Here is a 20,408-nt window from a genome sequence, read left to right as displayed (position 1 = left end):
TGCTTCACGATTGGTTTGACTCATTAGACTAGCAATTGTTATTAAGCCTCTTTTGAATCCTGCTCTTTACTCTGCTTTTCGATATCGGCTCTAACTTGATCCATATCCAATGCTTTAGTTTTATCAATAATATCTTCTAATTGTGCTGGCGGTAATGCGCCTGCTTGTGAATACAATAATATTTGTTCACGAAAAATCATTAATGTTGGTATTGAGCGAATATTGCATGCTTCAGCTAATTCTTGCTGTTCTTCTGTGTTTACTTTTGCAAATACAACCTCTTCATGATTTTTAGATGCCGCTTCAAAAGTTGGTGCAAATGATTTGCATGGGCCACACCATGAAGCCCAAAAATCGATAATGATAGTGTCATTTTTCTCAACGGTATCGTTAAAATTATCCTTAGTTAGGGCAATCGTTGCCACAATTCTCTCCTTTTATTATAGAAATTTAGAATCCTGCATAGCTTCTTTTAGATGATAAAGACGCACAATATGGTCATCGATCTCTAGGAGCCGTTGCTTAGTCGCTAATTGTAGAGGTAACAGTTCAGTAAGACGAGCACCTACCCAACCTGCGTAATCATACCCAGCTGGCAAGGTAGTATAGGGCTTGCCTACTTGGGTAATCACTTTTTGCAACAGACTACGCATGGATTCAAACTCTTCAGGTAATTCAACATCAGGGTCTGCTACTAAACACTGCACTTGCCCTACCAAAAGCTGATTCGACCGGATATGCGTGTCCTCTATATGAATCTTTTTCTCACCGTAGGCGGTTATTCCTAACAATCCATCCGGCAGCATCTCCCAATCTGCAATTCTGCATTCTGTACCTGTCTTATATACTTCCGCTGCCAGGCCTACCTCTTGGCCCATTTCTTTGCCATCTTTAATAAGTGCAATACCAAATCCATGCTCATTGCGCATACAGTCTTTCACCATATCTAAATAACGAGGCTCAAATAAACGCAACGGCAGCGCACCACCAGGAAAAATTACCGAATTCAGCGGGAATAAAGGCAACTCATGCAAATTTGAAGACAAAGCTTAAGCTCGTTGCTTAATAAAAGATAATAATTGATTGAATTTTTACATTGATTACGCAGCTTTATCGGCTGCAATTTTATTATCGGCTAAACGCTTGACCATTGAATGTGCTACTGCTTTATAAAATTGCGCTTGCAGTGCTGTAGACATTTTATCTAGATCAGTAGTGGTCAACTTCATTAACAACATATCAGTGTTCGCCATAATACTGGTATTACTATTCTCATTTCTTAATAAGCCAAGCTCGCCAAAACAATCTCCTTCCGCCAAAGTTTTAACCGGCTCATTTGTTTTATATACAATAGCTTTTCCACCCACGATAACGTAGAAAGTTTGATCTATTTCACCTGCAGATAAAATAGTTTCATTACTTGATATACGCAACCACGTTGCTAAATCAACAAACTCAGATAATTGTTTCTGACTGAATTCTTTAAAGAACCCTAGCATTCCAGCCTGATCCGCATTCACACTCTTAATGATCTCCGTCTCTTCATAGCGCAAAGCAATGTCTACACTGCGAATCGCGGACGCAAAATCTGCAGCAGCTGGATAGCGCTGATCTTGTTGCTTCTCTAATGCTTGATCAATGATAGGTTGTATTTTCCCGGCATGCTCAACACCGTAATTTGCCAGAGGCTTTGGTTTTTCATTTAAAACCTTGTACATATGTGTATGCACATTATCCGCCTCAAATATTTTAACTCCAGTAATCAATTCATAGAGCACAACACCAAGTGCGTACAAATCAGTACATGGACCCACTTCTTGCTCTTCAATTTGTTCTGGTGCCATATATAATGGCGACCCAAATAAACCACTAGATAAAGTGTCTATCTCGTTTCTTACCTTAGCGATTCCAAAGTCTACAATTTTGACATTACCATCTCGCATGATCAGAATATTTGCAGGTTTAATATCTCGATGAACAATGTTTTTACTATGCGCATACTCAAGCGCTTTACAGCACTTAAATACAATATCAATTGCCTTAGAAATTGATATTTCTTCTTTAGCATTCATTATACAAGCTAAACTTTTTGCATCTATGTACTCCATTACGATAAAGGTTTGGCGATCACCAATTCCTGCATCATAGACAGAGACTATATTAGGGTGTTGCAGCTGACCAATTGCACGAGTTTCCAGAAAAAAAGAATTGCGCAACTGCTGTGAATTTTCTTCACCCTCTTGATTATCGGGAAATTGGCTAACTTTTATAGCTACATCGCGCTCTAAAAATGGATCGTGCGCCTTATAAATGGTGCGATACTTTCCTTGATGGATGATCTCGTCTAACTGATATTTCCCTATCCGATCTCCGGAAGATAAGCTGCGACGTTTTCTTCTATCACTCATATTCTATATGCACATTAATGTAATGCTTTAGATTCCCGGCTTGATAACTGTAGAACTAGTTTTTCAGATAGACCATCGAAACTGCCATTACTTAAAATTAAAACATTGTCGCCTTGTTTGATCTCGCTTAGTAAATCCAAAATAATATCGTCTACAATAGAAAATACTTTTGTGTCAGGCTTAATATTTTTTGTTACATCATGAATTGACCAATGCAAATCTGTTGGCTCAAAAATAAATACCTTATCTGCATCATCAAATGCTTTTGCCAGATGATCTACATGGATCCCTAAACGCATTGAATTTGATCGTGGCTCAAAAATAGTAATAATACGACCGTCAGGACGTTGTTCTCTAAATGCAGTTATAGTTGCTGCAATTTCAGTTGGGTGATGAGCAAAATCATCGTAGACACTAATTTCATTAAACGTACCTTTATGTTCCAGACGACGCTTAACTCCAGAAAATGTTGTTAAAGCTTGCAACGCATCTTCTACATATACGCCAGCGTGCTGAGCTGCCGCAATAGCTGCGACGGCATTAGCCATATTATGGCGACCAAACAATTCAAGCGCACCCAAGCCTCGCGGCTTATTATTTTGCTGTAAAGTAAATTGTGAATTCTGTAAATCGATATCTCCTGCAAACCAAGTTGCAGAGGCATCTATAGTCGAGAATGATTCTGTTGGCGTCCAACATCCCATATTAATTACATCTTGTATATTTTGATCATCTAGATTGATGATTAGTTTTCCATCGCTCGGCAGAATTCGAATCAAATGGTGGAATTGACGCTTTATGGCATCGAGATCATCAAAAATATCTGCGTGATCAAATTCTAAGTTATTTAGCACCAAAGTATGAGGACAGTAGTGAACGAATTTAGACCGCTTATCAAAAAAAGCCGTATCATACTCATCCGCTTCAATAACAAAGTACTTTGAATCACCCAATCTGGAGGAATAATCGAAGTTCTCAGGTACCCCGCCAATCAAAAATCCAGGCTTTAATCCAGCTGATTCGAGTATCCAAGCCAACATACTGCTAGTCGTAGTTTTCCCATGCGTGCCCGCTACTGCAAGTACCCAACGATCTTTCAAAACGTGGCCATGTAGCCAAGCTGGACCAGATGTAAAAGGAATATGATTATTCAGCAGATATTCAACCACCTCATTACCACGCCCCATCACGTTGCCAACAATAATTTGATCGGGTAGTGGGAATATATGATCTACTGAATAACCACTCATTAGCTCAATCCCTGCCATCTCAAGCTGTGTGCTCATCGGAGGATACACGTTCATATCGGACCCTGACACGGTGTGTCCTAATTGCTTGGCTATCACTGCCAAACTACCCATAAAAGTTCCACAAATACCAAGTATGTGTATATGCATCAGCTTGCCATTTTAATTGGCCACTCTCGCAGCTAAAAATAATTCTAAAATTATAATGCTTAATAAAGCATAGCAAATACTAATCGCAACTCCATATCTCAATAAAGAAGAAATAGCTCGACTAAAAATAAACCCGTACACAATAACTACCCAGATAAGGAGCGCAAAACTAAGCAAAGCAAACAAAGTAACCAAGCTTCCACCTAAACTTTCTTTTGACAAAGGATAAATTACAGGCGCAGAAATCAAATTAATCAATGTAACCGTACCTAGCATGGCACAGAATGTTTGAGTAAAGCGCTCTGGATTTTTAAGCACTAATATTTTTGTGAATACGAATGAAAAGAACAAGCCCGCCACACTAGAAAGACCTGCAATTTGAAGATCGTGAATCATCGAACCCAACCAAAAAGAAACCACAAGACTCACTCCTATTAGAAGCAACATCAAGGTCAAATCGCTCGGCAAATCTTCTGGACCCTTGCGTAACAAGCAGATATCTAAAAGAGTTTTTATAATTTCAATCATTACACAACTCTAAGAAACTTTCTTATTCGCCAAATGTCTACCGGTTTTTACTCCTGCAATACATGCATACAGACCTTCCGTGGACATATATCTAGACGAAAGAGATCGAGAAAACAGAGTGTATAAATATAAGCTATTCGAAAGGTCTTTCATCATAAATCAGGGATATATCAAACTAGATCAGAGTTTCCTCATGCTTGTAAAAAACCATATATGCCACGTTTCGATGACGCTTTCATCCATTCACGAAGGTAATCTATTTCAGGCGTGCCTTGCTGATCCTCTATTGATCCGCCATCACGTAAGTGTCGATAAACTTGCTCAAGTTTTTTATATCTCTCACCTTTGATCCCTGCTCTTCGCAAACCAATGGTATTAAGACGATAGTGCCTTACTGGATCTCCACCTAGCAAACAAAATGGCAATACATCTTTACGCACAGGTGTAAATCCAGCCACCATTGACATTTTCCCAACACGTATAAATTGATGTGTCCCTACATGCCCACCTAGGATAGCTTTATCTCCAATTTCAATATGACCGCTTAAACCAACATATGCCGTAAGAATTACTTCATCACCCAATTGGCAATCATGTGCCACATGAGAATAACTCATTAAGTAGCACTTAGAACCTAGTGTAGTTGGAACATTTGGATTAGTAGAACGATGCACTGTGCAATTTTCACGAATGATATTTTCATCACCGATATCCACCCAGGTTTCTTCACTGTCAAATGATAAATCTTGCGGAAGACCTCCTAAAACAACTTGTGCGTGTAATCGATTATTCTTACCGAGCTTTACATAGGAATGCAGCACACAATGAGGACCAATTTCGGTGCCCGATTGAATAACTACATTATCCTCAACGACACTATAAGGTCCTATTTTTACATCAGTGTCGATTTCTGCTTTCGAAGAAACAACAGCAGTAGAGTGAATATTTGACAATTTTTTAATAAAACGACGTTAAGAAGAATTTTAGTATTTAGAATCTTTTAATGAATCCACTATATGCTAGTAATTAAAATAGAACGGCCATGTCATCGATATCAATAACGTCACCACTCATTAGATCCTTTACTCATTTTAGCAAAATATTGCTGCGTGACATTAATTAATTTTTGGCGCTAACGTTTGGTAGATATGTAGCTATTCCAGAGTTCCCGACAATCTTCATCAAATTCAAGAATACTAAATCCAACAACATAACTGCTCTGGGAAATTCGGTTAACTGAAATCACTCTAGTTTTACATTCAATAGTATCTGTCAATCCACGTGGTTTAGGAGTCTTTATATGAATATTCGCGGTAATATTCTCACCAGGAGTAACTTGTATGTATCGGCTGAAGATGCTGGTTGCTGTCGGACCCTCACAAACAATGCGCAACCCCCGCAAAGAGACCTCCATAGAAGTTGCGCCAAAACTGTACTCATCCATATTTATCTGAACAGCCAATTTAGCTCGATAACGTGCTACTGCTCTACGCTCAGTTTTCAACAAACGGCTCCCGATTGATAATTTATTTTCCTGTATCCTAAAACGACTCAACAAACTATCTAATATGAAGATAGTTATGTCAATCCAACGATTATTTAAGAAGTTTTAGCAAATCTTTTTCACTTAATATTTTAACACCTAAAGATTCTGCTTTATTTACCTTAGAGCCTGGGTTAGCCCCAACAATTACCGCAGTGGTTTTCTTAGAAACACTATTAGTCACCTTTGCTCCTAGCTGTTTCAATTGTTCAGCAGCTTTTGGACGGCTAAGTTTTTCCAAACTCCCAGTTAATACATATATCTTTCCAGCAAGTGAATCATTTTTTATTTTTGTTTTCTTCTTCCAATTTATTCCTGCTTTAATTAGCTCATCAATAACTTCTCGATTATGTACTTGTGCTATAAAAGCTATAATATTTTCTGCAACAATTGGCCCTACATCGTCAATCTCCTGTAATTGCTCATTACTAGCGTTTAACAATGAACTTAAGTCAGGGAAATAATCTGCCAAAGCAGCTGCTGTTGCTTCACCTACTTCTCGTATACCTAATGAATATATAAAACGAGAAAATATAGTCTGCTTGCTCTCTTCTATTGCAGCTAATAAGTTTGTCGCAGACTTTTCCCCCATACGGTCTAACGCTGTAATTTTTTCTTTTTCTAAATAAAATAGATCTTGCACACTGGAAATCAATTCTTCTTCTACCAATTGATCTACTAATTTATCTCCCAAGCCTTCTATATCCATTGCAGTGCGAGATGCAAAATGTTTAATCGCACCTTTTCGCTGTGCCGGGCAAAATAACCCCGCACTACAGCGAATAGCGGCTTCATCATCTATACGTACCACTTCCGAATCACACTCAGGACATCTTGCAGGCGCCTTGATGGGCTTGCTACGCTTTTCGCCCGCTTTTAAAACAGTTTTAACCACCTCTGGAATAACATCTCCCGCCCTACGGATGATAACTTTGTCACCTTCACGCACATCTTTGCGTTGCACCTCATCCATATTATGCAAGGTTGCATTGCTCACTGTAACGCCGCCAACAAAAACAGGCTCTAACTTAGCTACAGGCGTTAATGCACCCGTGCGACCTACCTGAAACTCAATCCGATCTACTTTAGATACTGCTTCTTGCGCTGGAAACTTATGCGCAACCGCCCACCTTGGTGCGCGCGAAACAAACCCAAGCTCTTCTTGCAACTTTAAATCATTAACTTTATATACCACTCCATCCATTTCATAATCTAACGTATCACGCTGCTTTGAAATCTCTTCATAAAAACTTAGACAACCTCTATAACCAGGCACCAGAGCAACTTCTGGGCACACTCTTAAACCCAGCTCTTTTAAAAACTGCAACGATTTATATTGAGTAGTGATTGCAGTTGATTTTTCAATATTTGTTGCACTATAAAAATAAATATCTAAAGGCCTCTTAGCAGTGTTTCGCGGATCTAACTGCCGCAAACTACCCGCTGCTGCATTCCTTGGATTAACAAAAGTTTTTTCACCTTTTTTTCGTGCCATTGCATTCATTTTTTCAAAACCTTTTTTAGGCATGAACACTTCGCCACGAACCTCCAATTCAGTAGGCAACTTTTTATGTTTACGTAACCGCAACGGAATAGACTTAATCGTGCGAATATTTTCAGTAATATCCTCTCCTGTCATACCGTCACCACGCGTGGCTCCACGAACCAATACACCTTTTATATAAATCAAGCTAACCGCCAAACCATCAAGCTTTGGCTCAGCGGTATAATCAATATTAATATCTCTCTTCAAGCGATCTTTAACGCGAATTTCAAAAGCCTCTAGTTCTTCTGCACTAAAAACATTCCCAAGTGATAACATTGGCACTGCATGTTTTGCAGATAAAAAAGAGTTAAGAGGTTTGGCACCTACACGTTGCGTAGGTGAATCTGTAGTAATTAGCTTAGGATTAGCATTTTCAAGCTCTTGCAAACTGCTCATCAGCTTGTCGTATTCAGCATCAGGGATGGTGGGCTCATCTAAAACATAATAGGAATAATTATGTTGCAGAATTTCATCCCGCAACTTTTTAATCTTATTTTGTATGCTAACAGCCATTACGAACTCTGTAGATAACGAGGTTACAGCATAGCCATTATAATGCTGCCGAAATGATTTTTGCAGATGTAATTATCTTAGGCGGGCACAGGACGCGGGTGTCTCAAACTAAACAACTGTATATCTTCTTGCAAATGAGCCGTCATTTGTGGATTTAAACGATTTCGAGATTCATCTAATAAATCTCCGTTTAAGCGCTCCGAGAACTTTTTAGCGTCTTCCAACATAAAATTAAATGCTCTCAATCCTTCCTCTGGCCCAGGCAAACTTAATATGAAACTCAAACCTGGGGTTTCAAACCCATGCATGCCATCTGCATCAAATGTACCTGGCTTAACCATATTTACAATACTATACAATGCTCTCTTTCCGCTGAAGCGTTCAACATTTTTATTGAAAATATAGGCACTATCGAGCTCCAAATCATGTTCTTTGCATAAATTTAAAATCGCTTTCCCATTAAACTTTTGTGGGCGTCGCGCCACTACATGCAAAATGACTAATTTTTCTACTTGCTTGGAAGGCTCAGGCTCAGCATCTAATAGACTAGGTTGATGATTTAGGGATGGCTTGTCTTTAGGTATGATAATTCTTGGAGACTCTTCAATATCCTCTCGCACGAGATTACTTATACCATCACCTGCTGCATCAATAACTGCTTCTTCGCTTACAGCATCATCCTCCCGCATTAGATCATCATTTAGCTCAAGCGCTCGATCTAGTTCTAGTGGATCGGGTAAATCGCCAGTCTCAAAATTATATTCATCGTCTTCACGTTTGATTACCGCACGCTTAGATTTGCCAAAGAAATACATCGCCACGATCGCTGCCAGCCCAGTTAGCAATAGTGCAATTCGTAGTTCTAATTCCATAAAATTTGCGCAGACATAAATTATTTTAACTGACGCAGATTATAGTGATGCGCGAAAATAAAATAATTAAACCGCAACCATCTCAGCCGCAGCATCCACATCAACAGAAACAATTCGAGATACTCCTGGCTCATGCATCGTAATCCCCAGCAATTGGTTGGCATACTCCATTGTGTTCTTATTGTGAGTGATATAGATAAACTGTACTCGTTCACTCATATCTTTTAGCAAATCACAAAAACGAGCGACATTTGCATCATCCAGAGGGGCGTCGACCTCATCTAATAGACAGAATGGAGCAGGATTAAGTTCAAACAGTGAGAACACAAGCGCTACCGCTGTAAGCGCTTTTTCTCCGCCCGACATTAACTGTATTGATGATAGCCTTTTACCTGGTGGGCGCGCCATAATCGAAACACCTGTAGTCAACAGGTCATCACCCGTCATTTCTAAGCAGGCCTTACCACCACCAAACAAACGCGGATACATGGCTTGCAAATGACTATTCACATTGTCAAATATATCTTTGAAACGATCTTTAGTTTCTTTATCTATTTTTCGAATAGCATCTTCAAGGATTTCTAGCGCACTAGTGAGATCTTCATGCTGCTTATCTAAATATTCTTTACGCTCATTATGCTCTTCATACTCACCAATCGCAGCCAAGTTAATAGGCCCTAAACGATTAATCTTACGTTCTAATTTCTCAGTCTTTTCTTCCCATTTCTGCAATGTCGCCTCTTCATCCAATCCATCTAACACAGCTTCAGGCGCAACATCATATTCATGCAACTGTTCCTGAACAGTTTTACTACGCACATTAGCTTCTTGCCAAGCAAGTTGCAGTTCATTCAACTCATTTCTAAGCTGCTCAAGATTGCGCTGTGTCTCTACATTGTGTTCTTGCTTGCTACGCACTAATTCTTCAGTTTTCTGTGCAACCATTCGTGCATCGGCCAAGCTATGTTCAATCTTAACGCGCTGATCGACATATTCTTTTAGTTTTTCATTCAATTCCACTAATGGCGCACTGCCATCTTCAATAGATAGGTGCAAAGACTGCTCACGCTCTTTAAGTTGTCCAGATTGCTCTTTCATTCGATCAAGAGCTGCATGAGTTGCATTTAAGGAACTGCGATATGATTCTAAATTTAATGCTAAACGATGCGTGGAATCACGACGCTCAACCTCTTCACTACGCACACCATCCAAATGGAACGCGGCACTGTCACGCTGCTCTAGTAAACTCTTGCGCTCAATATCAAGCCCCTCAAGTACAGAATCAGCTTGCTGCTTAGATGAGCGTGAATCCTCTAACTCTTCTTCAGATTGCTTAAATTGACGATTTACATCATCCAAGTAATCTCGCAACTGTTCTTCTTGTCGCCCAACATGCTCTTTTTCACTTTCCCAACCCGACATTTCCGCTTCAGCTTGCGCATGTACTTTTTGAGCATTCGACAAACTTGCCTGTACTGTATCGCGCTGCTTTTCGTTCTTGTATAACTCGCGCTGACAGACTTCTAGATCTGAAACCATTTTTATAATGGCATCTTGCTGAGCTTGAACTTCTTTTTCAAGACTCAGAATTTCATTTTTACGTTGTAAAACATTACCTTTATTTGCAGCTATTCTTGAAACACGCAGCCAACCCGCCCCTAACCAAACTCCATCTTTTGTAATAACCGATTGGCCAGCTTCTAATGAACCACTTTTTTGTAATGCGCTTTGAACATCCTTAGCAACAAAAATATTTCCGAGCTTATCGGTCAAGTCCACAGGCGCTTTAACCTTAGAAACCAAAGTTCCACCTAATGCTTGATCTGGCTGAGAAGATTTTGATGTGCTTTGACTCAACACCATCATTCGGCCGGTCTTTATATCTTTCACTGAGCTCGCTATTTGTGAGAGCTCGTCCACACAAACTGCTTCCAGATAATCACCCAGTACCGTTTCAACTGCGGCCTCCCAGCCTGCCTCAGTTTTCATTCTATCCATCAGTCTTGGCGCATCACTTAAACCATGCTGATCTAACCATCGACTTACATCCTTACCTTCTTCACCCAGCACCACCCGTTGCAATGCCTGCAAAGATGATAATTCAGTTTGTTTTGTTTGCAGATGTTCCCGCGCTTTCTCTAGCTGTACGCCGAGTGTTTGACTTGTATCACGACCCGCACTAATACTTTTTGATAACTCTATAATCTTAGGAGAAATCGCTTGTAGCGCAGTGCTGGTTTCATTTACACGTGAAACGAAATCCTCAGACTGTTTGGATGATTTATGCTGGCTAAATCGATGTAAGTCCTCGAGCAGTTTATCTTTGCGTTCCGCCAATTGTTCAAGATGGTTTTCAAGGTACTCGATTCGGGATGCCTCTATCTCTATAATTTGTGCTGGCTCAGCAATCTTCACACTCAATGTTTCCCAAGCATCTTGCCATTTCGCCATCTTAGATTCTGCTTCACCAAGCTTTTCTGAGTTAGTATCTAACTCTTCACGCGCAGCATTTAGTTTTGGCTCAACTTCAGCAATCTTATTTTCTAAATCAGTAAACTTAGTTTGCTCATCAATCAAACCCTTTTCCGATTGCGCCCAAGCATCTTGCACTTGTTTCAGCTCTTCATCATAACGACTGTTCAATTCTTTCACATGGCTAATCGACTGCTCAACACGTGAAATTTCCCCACCTAGCTTGTAATAATTCCCTTGAACCTCATTAAACTTTCCAGTTTCATCAGCATGTTGCTCGCGTAATTTTTCAATTTCAGCTTCAATCCCACGAATATCCGCAACCACTTTTTGACTTTCAGTCTCTTTATGCTCCATTGCATTCTTACGTTCCTGCACTTCATCCTGATGCGCCTGCCAACGCAATGCTAATAACTCTGTTTTTGCTTTACGTTCTTCTGCTTTTAGTTCTTTATAACGTTCTGCCGCTTTCGCTTGTCTTTGCAAATGCTCAATACGTTTGGTAATTTCTTCAATTACATCATTCAAACGATCTAAATTTTCACGTGTGTGACGAATTCGCGTTTCAGTTTCACGACGACGTTCTTTATATTTAGAAATACCTGCAGCTTCTTCAAGATATACACGTAATTCTTCAGGTTTGGCATCAATCAGTCTTGAGATCATGCCCTGCTCGATAATCGCGTAACTTTTCGGGCCTAAACCTGTACCTAAAAACAGCTGTACAATATCTTTACGTCTGCACTTCGTGCCATTTAAGAAATACTTAGATATACCATCACGAGTGGCTTGCCTGCGTACTGCAATTTCAGCAAACGATGAATACTCCCCACCCAACTTGCCGTCACTATTATCAAACACCAATTCAATGGAAGCTTGACCTATTGGTTTACGTGTAGAAGAACCATTAAAGATGACATCTTCCATGGTATCGCCACGGATATGTTTAGAACTTTCGCCCATCACCCAACGCACTGCGTCAATAATGTTAGATTTACCGCAGCCGTTTGGGCCCACGATACCAACCATTGATGTAGGGAAATCCAGAGTTGTCGGGTCTACGAAAGACTTAAACCCGGCCATTTTAATAGATGTGAGACGCATTAATTATTTCGCCAATTATTTCGCTAGAATGTATACATTATAAGAATGAGACCAATTTACAAATGACGAATTTCCATACCCAACATTTAGATACATTTGAAAATCCGCAAACAGAAACTGATTACACCATACAAATTCGAATTCCTGAGTTTACTTGTTTGTGCCCACTTACTGGACAACCTGACTTCGCTAAATTTTTAATTGAATATGTGCCCGACAACCTATGCGTTGAGTTAAAAGCGCTCAAATTGTACATGTCATCATTTAGAGACAAAGGTGTATTTCACGAAGCAATAACTAATGAAATTCTAAGCGATATTGCGACATTGCTAAAGCCCCGATTTATGCGAATTGTTGCCGATTTTAATGTGCGCGGAGGTATGTACACGCACGTAATCGTCGAACATCGTAAGCAAGATTGGCATCCTGCATCACCTGTCGAACTTCCTAGTTCACATTAACAACTGCAGACAAACAACCGATAACTAAAGAGCTGTTGGAATGATTTCCCAAATACTTAAAGGAGCTTCTCACGTACGAGATGGTTTTAAATTGATCAAATTACGTGGCGTAAAACGCTACGTAGTGATACCAGTGCTCATAAATTTTATTATATTTATTGGAGCAATTTGGTACTTGTATATTAAATTTGACAGCTTATTAGAGCAATTTTTACCCAGTTGGTTAGATTGGTTAGAATTTCTCATCTGGCCTTTATTTTTTATTGCCTGTTTATTAGTCGTATTTTTTGCCTTCACCATTGTAGCCAACGTATTTGGAGCACCCTTTAATGGTGTGCTTTCGGAAAAAATTGAGCAAAAACTCAGCAATGAGAAATTGGATTTGAATGACAGTAGCAATGAAGGCTATCTTAGTTTATTGCGAGGTGCTCGAATTGGTATCAGCAATGAGTTTCGCAAACTCTTTTACATAGCCATACGCGCTATCCCCTTACTGTTGCTATTTCTCATTCCTGGAATCAATTTTTTTGCCCCGTTTATTTGGTTTTTATTTGCGGCATGGATGTTTGCAATTGAGTATTTAGACTATCCCATGGGAAATCGAAATTTAACTTTCAAACAACAATTAACCATAATCAAACATAATCGATTTCTGTGTTTGGGAATGGGCATTGCTTTAATGGTAATGACTATAATTCCAGGACTTAATTTTTTCGCGATGCCAGTGGGTGTAGCAGCAGCCACTTCACTTTGGTCAAAACATTTAAAACAGCACGCTCCCGCAATAGAAAACAAAACCAAATAATTTTCATAGCATACCGAGCACACAAATATTCTTTTATGCTCGCTTATTAACAATACTTATAGTGGAACTTAGTTAATATTTATCACTCTAACTAACCATGCAATTGCTCTTGTAATTTTTATTATTGAACCTTTAATTAAGGAGATTAATGCCTTTAATCAATACGCGATGATTCTTTAATATTGAAAACATGCAATATAAGAGTTGTCGTTCAAAATGGAACTTAAGGAGAATGGCAATGCAAGACGAACTACTCTTAGCCAGAGCCAGAAGACAAGCCAATAAAATGGTTTCTTATTTCATGAGTCAACCAAATGGTTTATGGCATCTCATTGCAACGATTTCAAAACTACCCCGCTTCGAAGGCGCATATGAGGAAGAACTGCGCAAAGAACTTTGCGAAAAAGCCTCGTCTTTATACCAACATTCTACTTTAGAACTTAGCTGAATAGCATATGGGCTATGTGCTCAGTTAAATCGTTATTTTAGTGTATATCCTCGAAGACCCTGACCGAGATTATCTGTATTTAGAAATGTTTTTATTTAAATAGATGAAAGAGCTTCTGCTACATCACTAGCCTTATAAAAACGATCTTTTGGATGTTTAGCTAACATCTTATTAATAATGGGCTGAAGATGCTGAAGTTCATGGGGTAACTCAGGTATAGGGTCACGTAAATGAGCGAATTGAACCGCTACTATATCTTTTCGAGTATAAGGTTTAGTGCCGCTGTCATAAGGAGGGCGACCTGCAAGCATTTCAAACAATACAGTCCCTAAAGAATATATATCAGAACTCGGACCAATCGGGTTTGATCGCAGAAGATCAGGGCTCATATACCTAGGTGTTGCTTGAGTAGACTTTGATTTTATTGCAGTACGATGTTCAAGGTCATCGGCTATACCAAAATCCGAGAGAACTACAGAATCGTTATCTCTAAAAAGGATATTTTCAGGCTTGATGTCTCGGTGAATGAAACCATGCTCATGCGAATACGCAAGTGCATCGGCTATTTGTATTACGACACTAATTACCCATTCTAGAGTGTGAGGTTCTTTTAGATGTCTACGCAAATTACCCCAAGGCATATATTCCATGGCGATATAATGACAACCATCAACCTCTCCAACATTATGGATAGGCACTATATTAGCATGAGATAAATTTGCATTAATGCGCCCCTCATGTAGAAAGTGACTAACGCAAATCTCATCATAAATTAAGTGCGAGTGCATCACTTTTAAAGCAACTTGACGACTTAAAGAATTTTGAATGGCGACATAAACCTCTGCAGTTGCCCCGCTACCACAAAGCCCTACCACCTCATAACCTGGTATATCCAAGCTAAAGGAATTCACCGCAAATGATGGGTCATTTTCGGCTTCAATCTCAAATGTTAAATCCTGAACTTCAGTCATTTAGGTGTCATTGTATTACTGCTAATAGCTTAACAATATGTATATGTGATGTGTAGTTTTTTAGAAATATATCAAACAATAATAACTCTATAATCTTAAGGATAATATTTTGACTGACATTTCTATGCGATTACATGATCAATCAGTTTTAGTGAGTTGATAATTTCAAGCAGTTCTTCATCATCATAAGGCTTAGTAACGTATGAAGTAATCCCCAAACGCTCTGCTTCTTTTTTGTGTTTGACTGACGATTTTGATGTAACCATGATTATAGGTGTAAATGCCGTATCTTCATTTGATCGAAGATGAGCTGTAAACTCTAAACCATTCATACGTGGCATATTCAAATCAGTTAGCACAATTGAGGGCCGTTGTTTCTGGATTTGATTAAGTGCATCCAAACCATCTTTTGCCGTATTTACAGTGAAACCAAGGCCTTGCATAAACTGTGCAAGAGATTTGCGTGAACTTATTGAATCCTCTACTACTAGCGCATATGGACGATGAATTTCTTTTTCTTTAGCGTGCAATCTATGAATATTTTTATTTTCTAGCGATCTTGTATGTTTAAGTAATTCAACAATATCAATTACTGTTGTGATTGTACCGTCACCTAAAATAGTGGCACCAAGCAATCCCCAAATATTTGGTATTAACTCACTAATTGGTTTAGTTAAGATATCGCGCGTTTCATATATTTTATCAATTGTTATTGCATATTTATTACCAACACTGTCATTTACTAGCAAAGTAACTTTATTATTTAATGGTTTATTATTTTCTGTTTTTTCAAGCATAAACCGTAGATCAAATACTGGGTATCGTTGCTGCATATATTCAAAATAGTATTGGCCTGACACCGAAACAATATTTCCAGCACCTGCATAAAGTATTTCATCAACACCTCGATTAGAAATGGCCAATTTTGAGTCATCACAGTTTACTAGCAGTGCGTGTACAGAATTTAAGTTTGTAGGTATCGAAATTTCTACATTGATACCATTTAACTCATTCGTATCAATACTTATTGCGCCTTTCATTTCGGTTATTTTCGCATGCACAGCTGCCAAGCCCACACCGCGACCTGATAATTGAGAAACCTTATCTTTTGTAGAAAAACCATGACGAAGAATCATGCGAATCGCATTTTCATTATTAAATTCTTCGTTTTCATTTAATAAATTATTTTCTATTGCCTTGGCTTTTATGCGATTTAAATCTAGACCACTACCATCATCTTGACACGCCACGTGAATTGTATTGCCTTGCATATTAAAACTTAAATGTATGTCACCTTGAGCATCCTTTCCTTGCTCTAATCGTTTTTCAGGCGTCTCAATCCCATGATCAATAGCATTACGAAGAATATGCATAATAGGATCTGCTAACTGATGAATGAATTCACTGTCTACAAGCGTGTCTTCACCCGTAATGTTTAGCTCTGCCATCTTATTCGATGATTTACATACTTGTTTAACCGCGCGCTGCAGACGAGGGACAATGCTTTGCACAGGCACCATCCTAATACGCAATACTGCATCTTGGCTTTCTTGCAATATTCGTACTTGGTTTACAGAATGCTTCTCAAGTAAATGTAATGTGTTTTGAATTTCATTTGAAAATTCAAATGAATCCTCAGTGGATTCTACTAAATGATTAGCAGATGCATGTAACTCATCAAACTGATCCAATTCAAGCGGATCAAAATCTGTATTTACATGTTGATTTTCTAAACGATCCGATACTCCTCGAAGTTCAATTAAATTCTCAATCTCATGCGCACGTAATTTAACTTTTTTATTGTTATTGACTAAATTTTGAATAGTAGACTTTAGTATTAAAACAAGCTCTGCTATCTGCTCACCTGTTATTATACTTTCGCCTGTACTGTTTAATAAGTCATCTACCAGTTTAGCAGATACGCGTAATGGAAGATCTGAAGAAATTTCATCTGATCTTTCTATCTGTTTTGAAGAATCTAAGCTCGCCAAGGTTTCATCAGTTGAATTTACAGGATCGTCTTTTAACTCAATTCGATCTGTCAAACCATGAATATTGATACTATTTGCCCAATTAAGTAACTCTTGGAAAACTGTTACAGACTGCTCGGGCTTAGACCCCAAGCCCTCCAAATACTCGGACATCTCTTCTAAACATTCAGTTGTATTCTTGAGTGTTTCGCAAAGTGAATTAGATGGCTTCTTTTTCGCTTTTAGCAATACTTCAAAAATATCCTCCATGTAATGTGTAAGATTAGCAATTCCTTGTATTCCTACCGTGTTTCCCGTTCCTTTTAAAGTATGTGTAATTTTTGCAGCAATTTTTAGCTGATTCACAAAATCATCGCCACATAAAGATCGAACAGTAGCTGACAATCTTTCTGTTTGTTTTGGCAAATCAAGCATTAAATTATCGATAATTCCTGTATCAATATCCTCAGACACATCCAAACTCACAAGCCATGGGGTAGCTTTCTGTATACGTTCATTGCTATCGACTTGAATGGAAGAATTATAGAACTGCTCTTCAATTCTGATATTTTCCTGCTCGGCTAGTGCAATTGGAAACCCTTCATGATTCAAATAAACTAACACTTCTTGTATATAGTCTGGATCGCTCGGGGCTTGCAAGTAACTTTGTACTACCTCGGGCCAGTATAAAATCTGAGAATCAATAATACTTTTCTGGTCTATCTTTTTCGATAGCATCAATTCAAAGTTTTTTTGAATATGCAAACAAAATAGGCGCAGGCCGTGCAGCCCAATTATTTCTGCAACAGAATCAATACGACTAGTATATTCAATTTGTGCATCCAATACTTGTTGTAGTTTTACTGATTTAAAGACGTGCTCTGAAAGATTAGATACCAGTTCGATTTGAGTTATTATAAATTCTGCAAGCTCAGAATTTATTATGTCAATTAGTTCTTGCTGCTGAGGCGAATGTTTATTTAAACATTCAATTTTCTCTCTATCCTTTTCCATACAAAATAATAAAAGTATTTTTATATATATGTTTTACGCGTTTTCAAGCGTTTTGGTTTCACTCTTGCTGCTGGGTACAAATTAACGTCTTCAGCAGAGGTAACACCTATATTTGTTTTTTTATTCTGGATTTTTTCAACTGAAATGTTCGCTAATTTGTCTTCATGCTCTACAACTGGCAATTTAAAAATACCAACCGTAGTGAGCAACATATTTGAATATCTAACTAGATTATTTGTTGTCGTCATTTGTTGGTGCAAATGCTGATCCGTCTTACGAGTACTTTCTAAGATCTCATTTGCATCTTCTACCAGCTGAAGATTTGTATGTGCCTGCATTTTTGAACTTTTAGTTATTGCATTCACAGCTTGAACCAAATCCTGGGTTGAGTTTTGAGTCGCCCTCATAGCAGAACCTGCTTTTTCAGCTAGTGAAGTTCCATCTGCGACCTGAGTAATGGCAGTATTCATCGCTGCAACCGCATCTTTTGTCTCAATACGTATATTGTTTACCAATGATTCAATCTCTGTAGTCGCATCTCTTGCACTCTCTGCTAATCGTTGAACCTCTTCAGCCACAACCGAAAAGCCACGCCCCTTTTCGCCAGAAGAAGCTGCATGCATGCTGGCATTCAATGCGAGTATATGTGTTCGCTCTGCAATGCTATTCATTAAATTCACTATTCCAGTAATTTCTTGCGAGCGTTCCCCTAATCTTTTAATTCTCTTTTCTGTTTGCCTAATGGTTTCACGAATACCATTAATTCCTGCAACTGAACGATCAACAGTTTCTAACGCTGAATGTGTATTTCTTAATGCATATTCGGCCTTCTTGTTTACATCAGTCGCATGCGTTGACATCTTGACCATTTCATTAGATGACTTATTCAACTCACCCATAATACTTTCAACCTGATGACGCTCCTTCTCTGCAACAGCCATAACTAATTTAGCTTGTCTTTGCACTCGATTAGATTCAACAACAACACGAACTGATATTTCTTTTACATCACTAAGTGCTGTAGCAGTCTCTTTTGTTAGAAAATTTAATGAATCGCCAAGCGCACCTGTTACATCCTCAAATACAGGTGCTTTTACAGTAAAGTCCTTCTTGCTGAGCTGTGCTACCGAGTTTAATAACGAAATTATAGACTCATTTAACTCATTATTATTTTTTTCTGAAAGTGAAAGTTGAGTGACCTTCTCATCTAGCAATCGATCAAATGCAGTAGACAACTCACCTAACTCATCTTTACGTACAAGATTAGTTCTTGCTTGCAAATTACCTTGATTGACCTCATGTATCGTATCCACCAATTTATTAATGGGTTTAGTAATCGTATAGCCAAACAAATACAGTAGAAATGAAATAAGCGACGCTATAGCAATTAATGAAACAGCTACTAATCCTGCAATTGTATTAGTTTTACTTTTTTGTGTAGTTTGATTTTGAATAATACTCAATGATGAAGATTGCCCCATCTCATCAAAGATTGGCCCAAGCATGAAATCAAACAGCTCAGTATATTCGTTTGCGTTTCTTTTGTTTGCGACAATTTCATTTATAGTGCCTACATATTCGCTCATGTATGTACCCAAATTAGGGTTGCCCAATTCTAAAATATTCTCAGGATTCTCCAATTGAACTTGAAGTACTTGAAGCTGACGCTTTAATTCCTCAAATGATTCAGTTAAATCTATTGATTGTAAGATGTGCTTCTCATTCGATCTAATCTTAGCCAAAATGGATTGCACGTTATTTGCGTATGCACTTCCCACCCCTCTTTCAATAACGCTTAGCAAACTATTTGCTTTTTTCCTGAGGCCTTCCTCATCTGTAAAACCAACCACTTGATTAAATTTCACAATGTCCGCAAAAGAAGATTTATAGTTTTCAACAACAGCAGAAGCTTGCGTAACTAATTCAGACTGATAATCTGCAGGCAGCTCGACCTCATTTATAATTACTTTTTCAGATAATTTAAAACCTTCTGAATCACTCAAAGCACGAAGCTGCTCCATGTTTTGCTCCAACAAATAAACATATTTTGCATGCTCATCAAGTGGTGTGTTGTTATATGTCTGGCCAGTTGATGCCGAAATGCTTAAAAGAAAATCTTTTTCATATCGTCTAACTTTGAAATAATTTTTTTGTGCATTACTAACAAGTTGCCCATATTTTATAAATAGATTAGATCTTTCAGTAGCTTCACGCTCATTTTTTATCACCATCCAATACGTTAACGCAATTGCAGCAAAACCTAATGTCACAGTTATAAATAAAATTGTCAGTTTTTTAGTAATTTTTATGTCTAAAATATTATTTAAATTAAGCATATGTATAAACCTTTTTTAGC

General features: G+C 38.3%; 16 protein-coding genes. 3 read left to right on the top strand and 13 right to left on the bottom strand.

The genetic code is table 11. The features are described 5' to 3' along the window. Window positions 1-41: 41 nt before the first annotated feature. From trxA to smc, 10 genes are all read right to left on the bottom strand, one after another. Entirely contained in the window at window positions 42-425 is a 384-nt protein-coding gene (gene trxA / locus GKR92_00205) for a thioredoxin (protein ID QMU60204.1), read from the bottom strand. A gap of 15 nt (window positions 426-440) precedes the next feature. Further along, window positions 441-1,034 carry a peptidase S16 gene (locus GKR92_00200; protein QMU62671.1) on the bottom strand — a complete coding sequence of 198 codons (594 nt, stop codon included), beginning with the start codon at window positions 1,032-1,034 and terminating at the stop codon, window positions 441-443. Between the two features lie 66 nt (window positions 1,035-1,100). Then, the gene (locus GKR92_00195; GenBank protein QMU60203.1) at window positions 1,101-2,408 is read right to left on the bottom strand and encodes a protein kinase; all 1,308 of its coding nucleotides are present in this window, start codon (window positions 2,406-2,408) and stop codon (window positions 1,101-1,103) included. Between the two features lie 14 nt (window positions 2,409-2,422). Next, window positions 2,423-3,805, bottom strand: coding sequence for a UDP-N-acetylmuramate:L-alanyl-gamma-D-glutamyl-meso-diaminopimelate ligase (gene mpl, locus GKR92_00190; GenBank protein ID QMU60202.1), 1,383 nt, complete (start codon window positions 3,803-3,805; stop codon window positions 2,423-2,425). A 12-nt stretch (window positions 3,806-3,817) separates the two neighbouring features. Continuing rightward, window positions 3,818-4,333, bottom strand: coding sequence for a hypothetical protein (locus GKR92_00185; protein QMU60201.1), 516 nt, complete (start codon window positions 4,331-4,333; stop codon window positions 3,818-3,820). A gap of 191 nt (window positions 4,334-4,524) precedes the next feature. Continuing rightward, complete coding sequence (gene lpxA / locus GKR92_00180) at window positions 4,525-5,286, bottom strand: acyl-ACP--UDP-N-acetylglucosamine O-acyltransferase (protein ID QMU60200.1); 762 nt, start codon at window positions 5,284-5,286, stop codon at window positions 4,525-4,527. A gap of 179 nt (window positions 5,287-5,465) precedes the next feature. Then, entirely contained in the window at window positions 5,466-5,921 is a 456-nt protein-coding gene (locus tag GKR92_00175; GenBank protein QMU60199.1) for a hypothetical protein, read from the bottom strand. Between the two features lie 7 nt (window positions 5,922-5,928). Beyond that, window positions 5,929-7,935 carry an NAD-dependent DNA ligase LigA gene (gene ligA, locus GKR92_00170; GenBank protein QMU60198.1) on the bottom strand — a complete coding sequence of 669 codons (2,007 nt, stop codon included), beginning with the start codon at window positions 7,933-7,935 and terminating at the stop codon, window positions 5,929-5,931. Between the two features lie 77 nt (window positions 7,936-8,012). Next, complete coding sequence (locus GKR92_00165; GenBank protein QMU60197.1) at window positions 8,013-8,807, bottom strand: hypothetical protein; 795 nt, start codon at window positions 8,805-8,807, stop codon at window positions 8,013-8,015. A 66-nt stretch (window positions 8,808-8,873) separates the two neighbouring features. Beyond that, window positions 8,874-12,383 carry a chromosome segregation protein SMC gene (smc, locus tag GKR92_00160; protein ID QMU60196.1) on the bottom strand — a complete coding sequence of 1,170 codons (3,510 nt, stop codon included), beginning with the start codon at window positions 12,381-12,383 and terminating at the stop codon, window positions 8,874-8,876. Between the two features lie 62 nt (window positions 12,384-12,445). Here smc and queF point away from each other — a divergent pair, with 62 nt between their 5' ends. The 3 genes from queF to GKR92_00145 all read left to right on the top strand — a co-directional run bounded on the left by queF (window position 12,446) and on the right by GKR92_00145 (window position 14,097). After that, window positions 12,446-12,844: an NADPH-dependent 7-cyano-7-deazaguanine reductase QueF gene (gene queF, locus GKR92_00155; protein ID QMU60195.1), complete on the top strand. Its 399-nt coding sequence runs from the start codon at window positions 12,446-12,448 to the stop codon at window positions 12,842-12,844. Window positions 12,845-12,884: 40 nt separating this feature from the next. Continuing rightward, window positions 12,885-13,649: a sulfate transporter CysZ gene (gene cysZ, locus GKR92_00150; GenBank protein QMU60194.1), complete on the top strand. Its 765-nt coding sequence runs from the start codon at window positions 12,885-12,887 to the stop codon at window positions 13,647-13,649. 238 nt (window positions 13,650-13,887) lie between these two features. Beyond that, window positions 13,888-14,097: a hypothetical protein gene (locus GKR92_00145; protein QMU60193.1), complete on the top strand. Its 210-nt coding sequence runs from the start codon at window positions 13,888-13,890 to the stop codon at window positions 14,095-14,097. Window positions 14,098-14,192: 95 nt separating this feature from the next. Here the strand turns inward: GKR92_00145 and GKR92_00140 are convergent, their stop codons facing one another. The 3 genes from GKR92_00140 to GKR92_00130 form a co-directional block, all read right to left on the bottom strand. Beyond that, the gene (locus GKR92_00140; protein ID QMU60192.1) at window positions 14,193-15,068 is read right to left on the bottom strand and encodes a protein kinase; all 876 of its coding nucleotides are present in this window, start codon (window positions 15,066-15,068) and stop codon (window positions 14,193-14,195) included. Between the two features lie 122 nt (window positions 15,069-15,190). Further along, window positions 15,191-18,052, bottom strand: a complete 2,862-nt coding sequence (locus tag GKR92_00135; GenBank protein QMU60191.1) for a response regulator — start codon at window positions 18,050-18,052, stop codon at window positions 15,191-15,193. Window positions 18,053-18,072: 20 nt separating this feature from the next. Continuing rightward, window positions 18,073-20,388, bottom strand: coding sequence for a HAMP domain-containing protein (locus GKR92_00130; GenBank protein ID QMU60190.1), 2,316 nt, complete (start codon window positions 20,386-20,388; stop codon window positions 18,073-18,075). Window positions 20,389-20,408 lie beyond the last annotated feature (20 nt).

It is taken from the genome of Gammaproteobacteria bacterium (assembly GCA_014075255.1).
Classification (GTDB): domain Bacteria; phylum Pseudomonadota; class Gammaproteobacteria; order UBA4575; family UBA4575; genus JABDMD01.
This window is presented reverse-complemented; position numbering and strand designations above follow the sequence as displayed.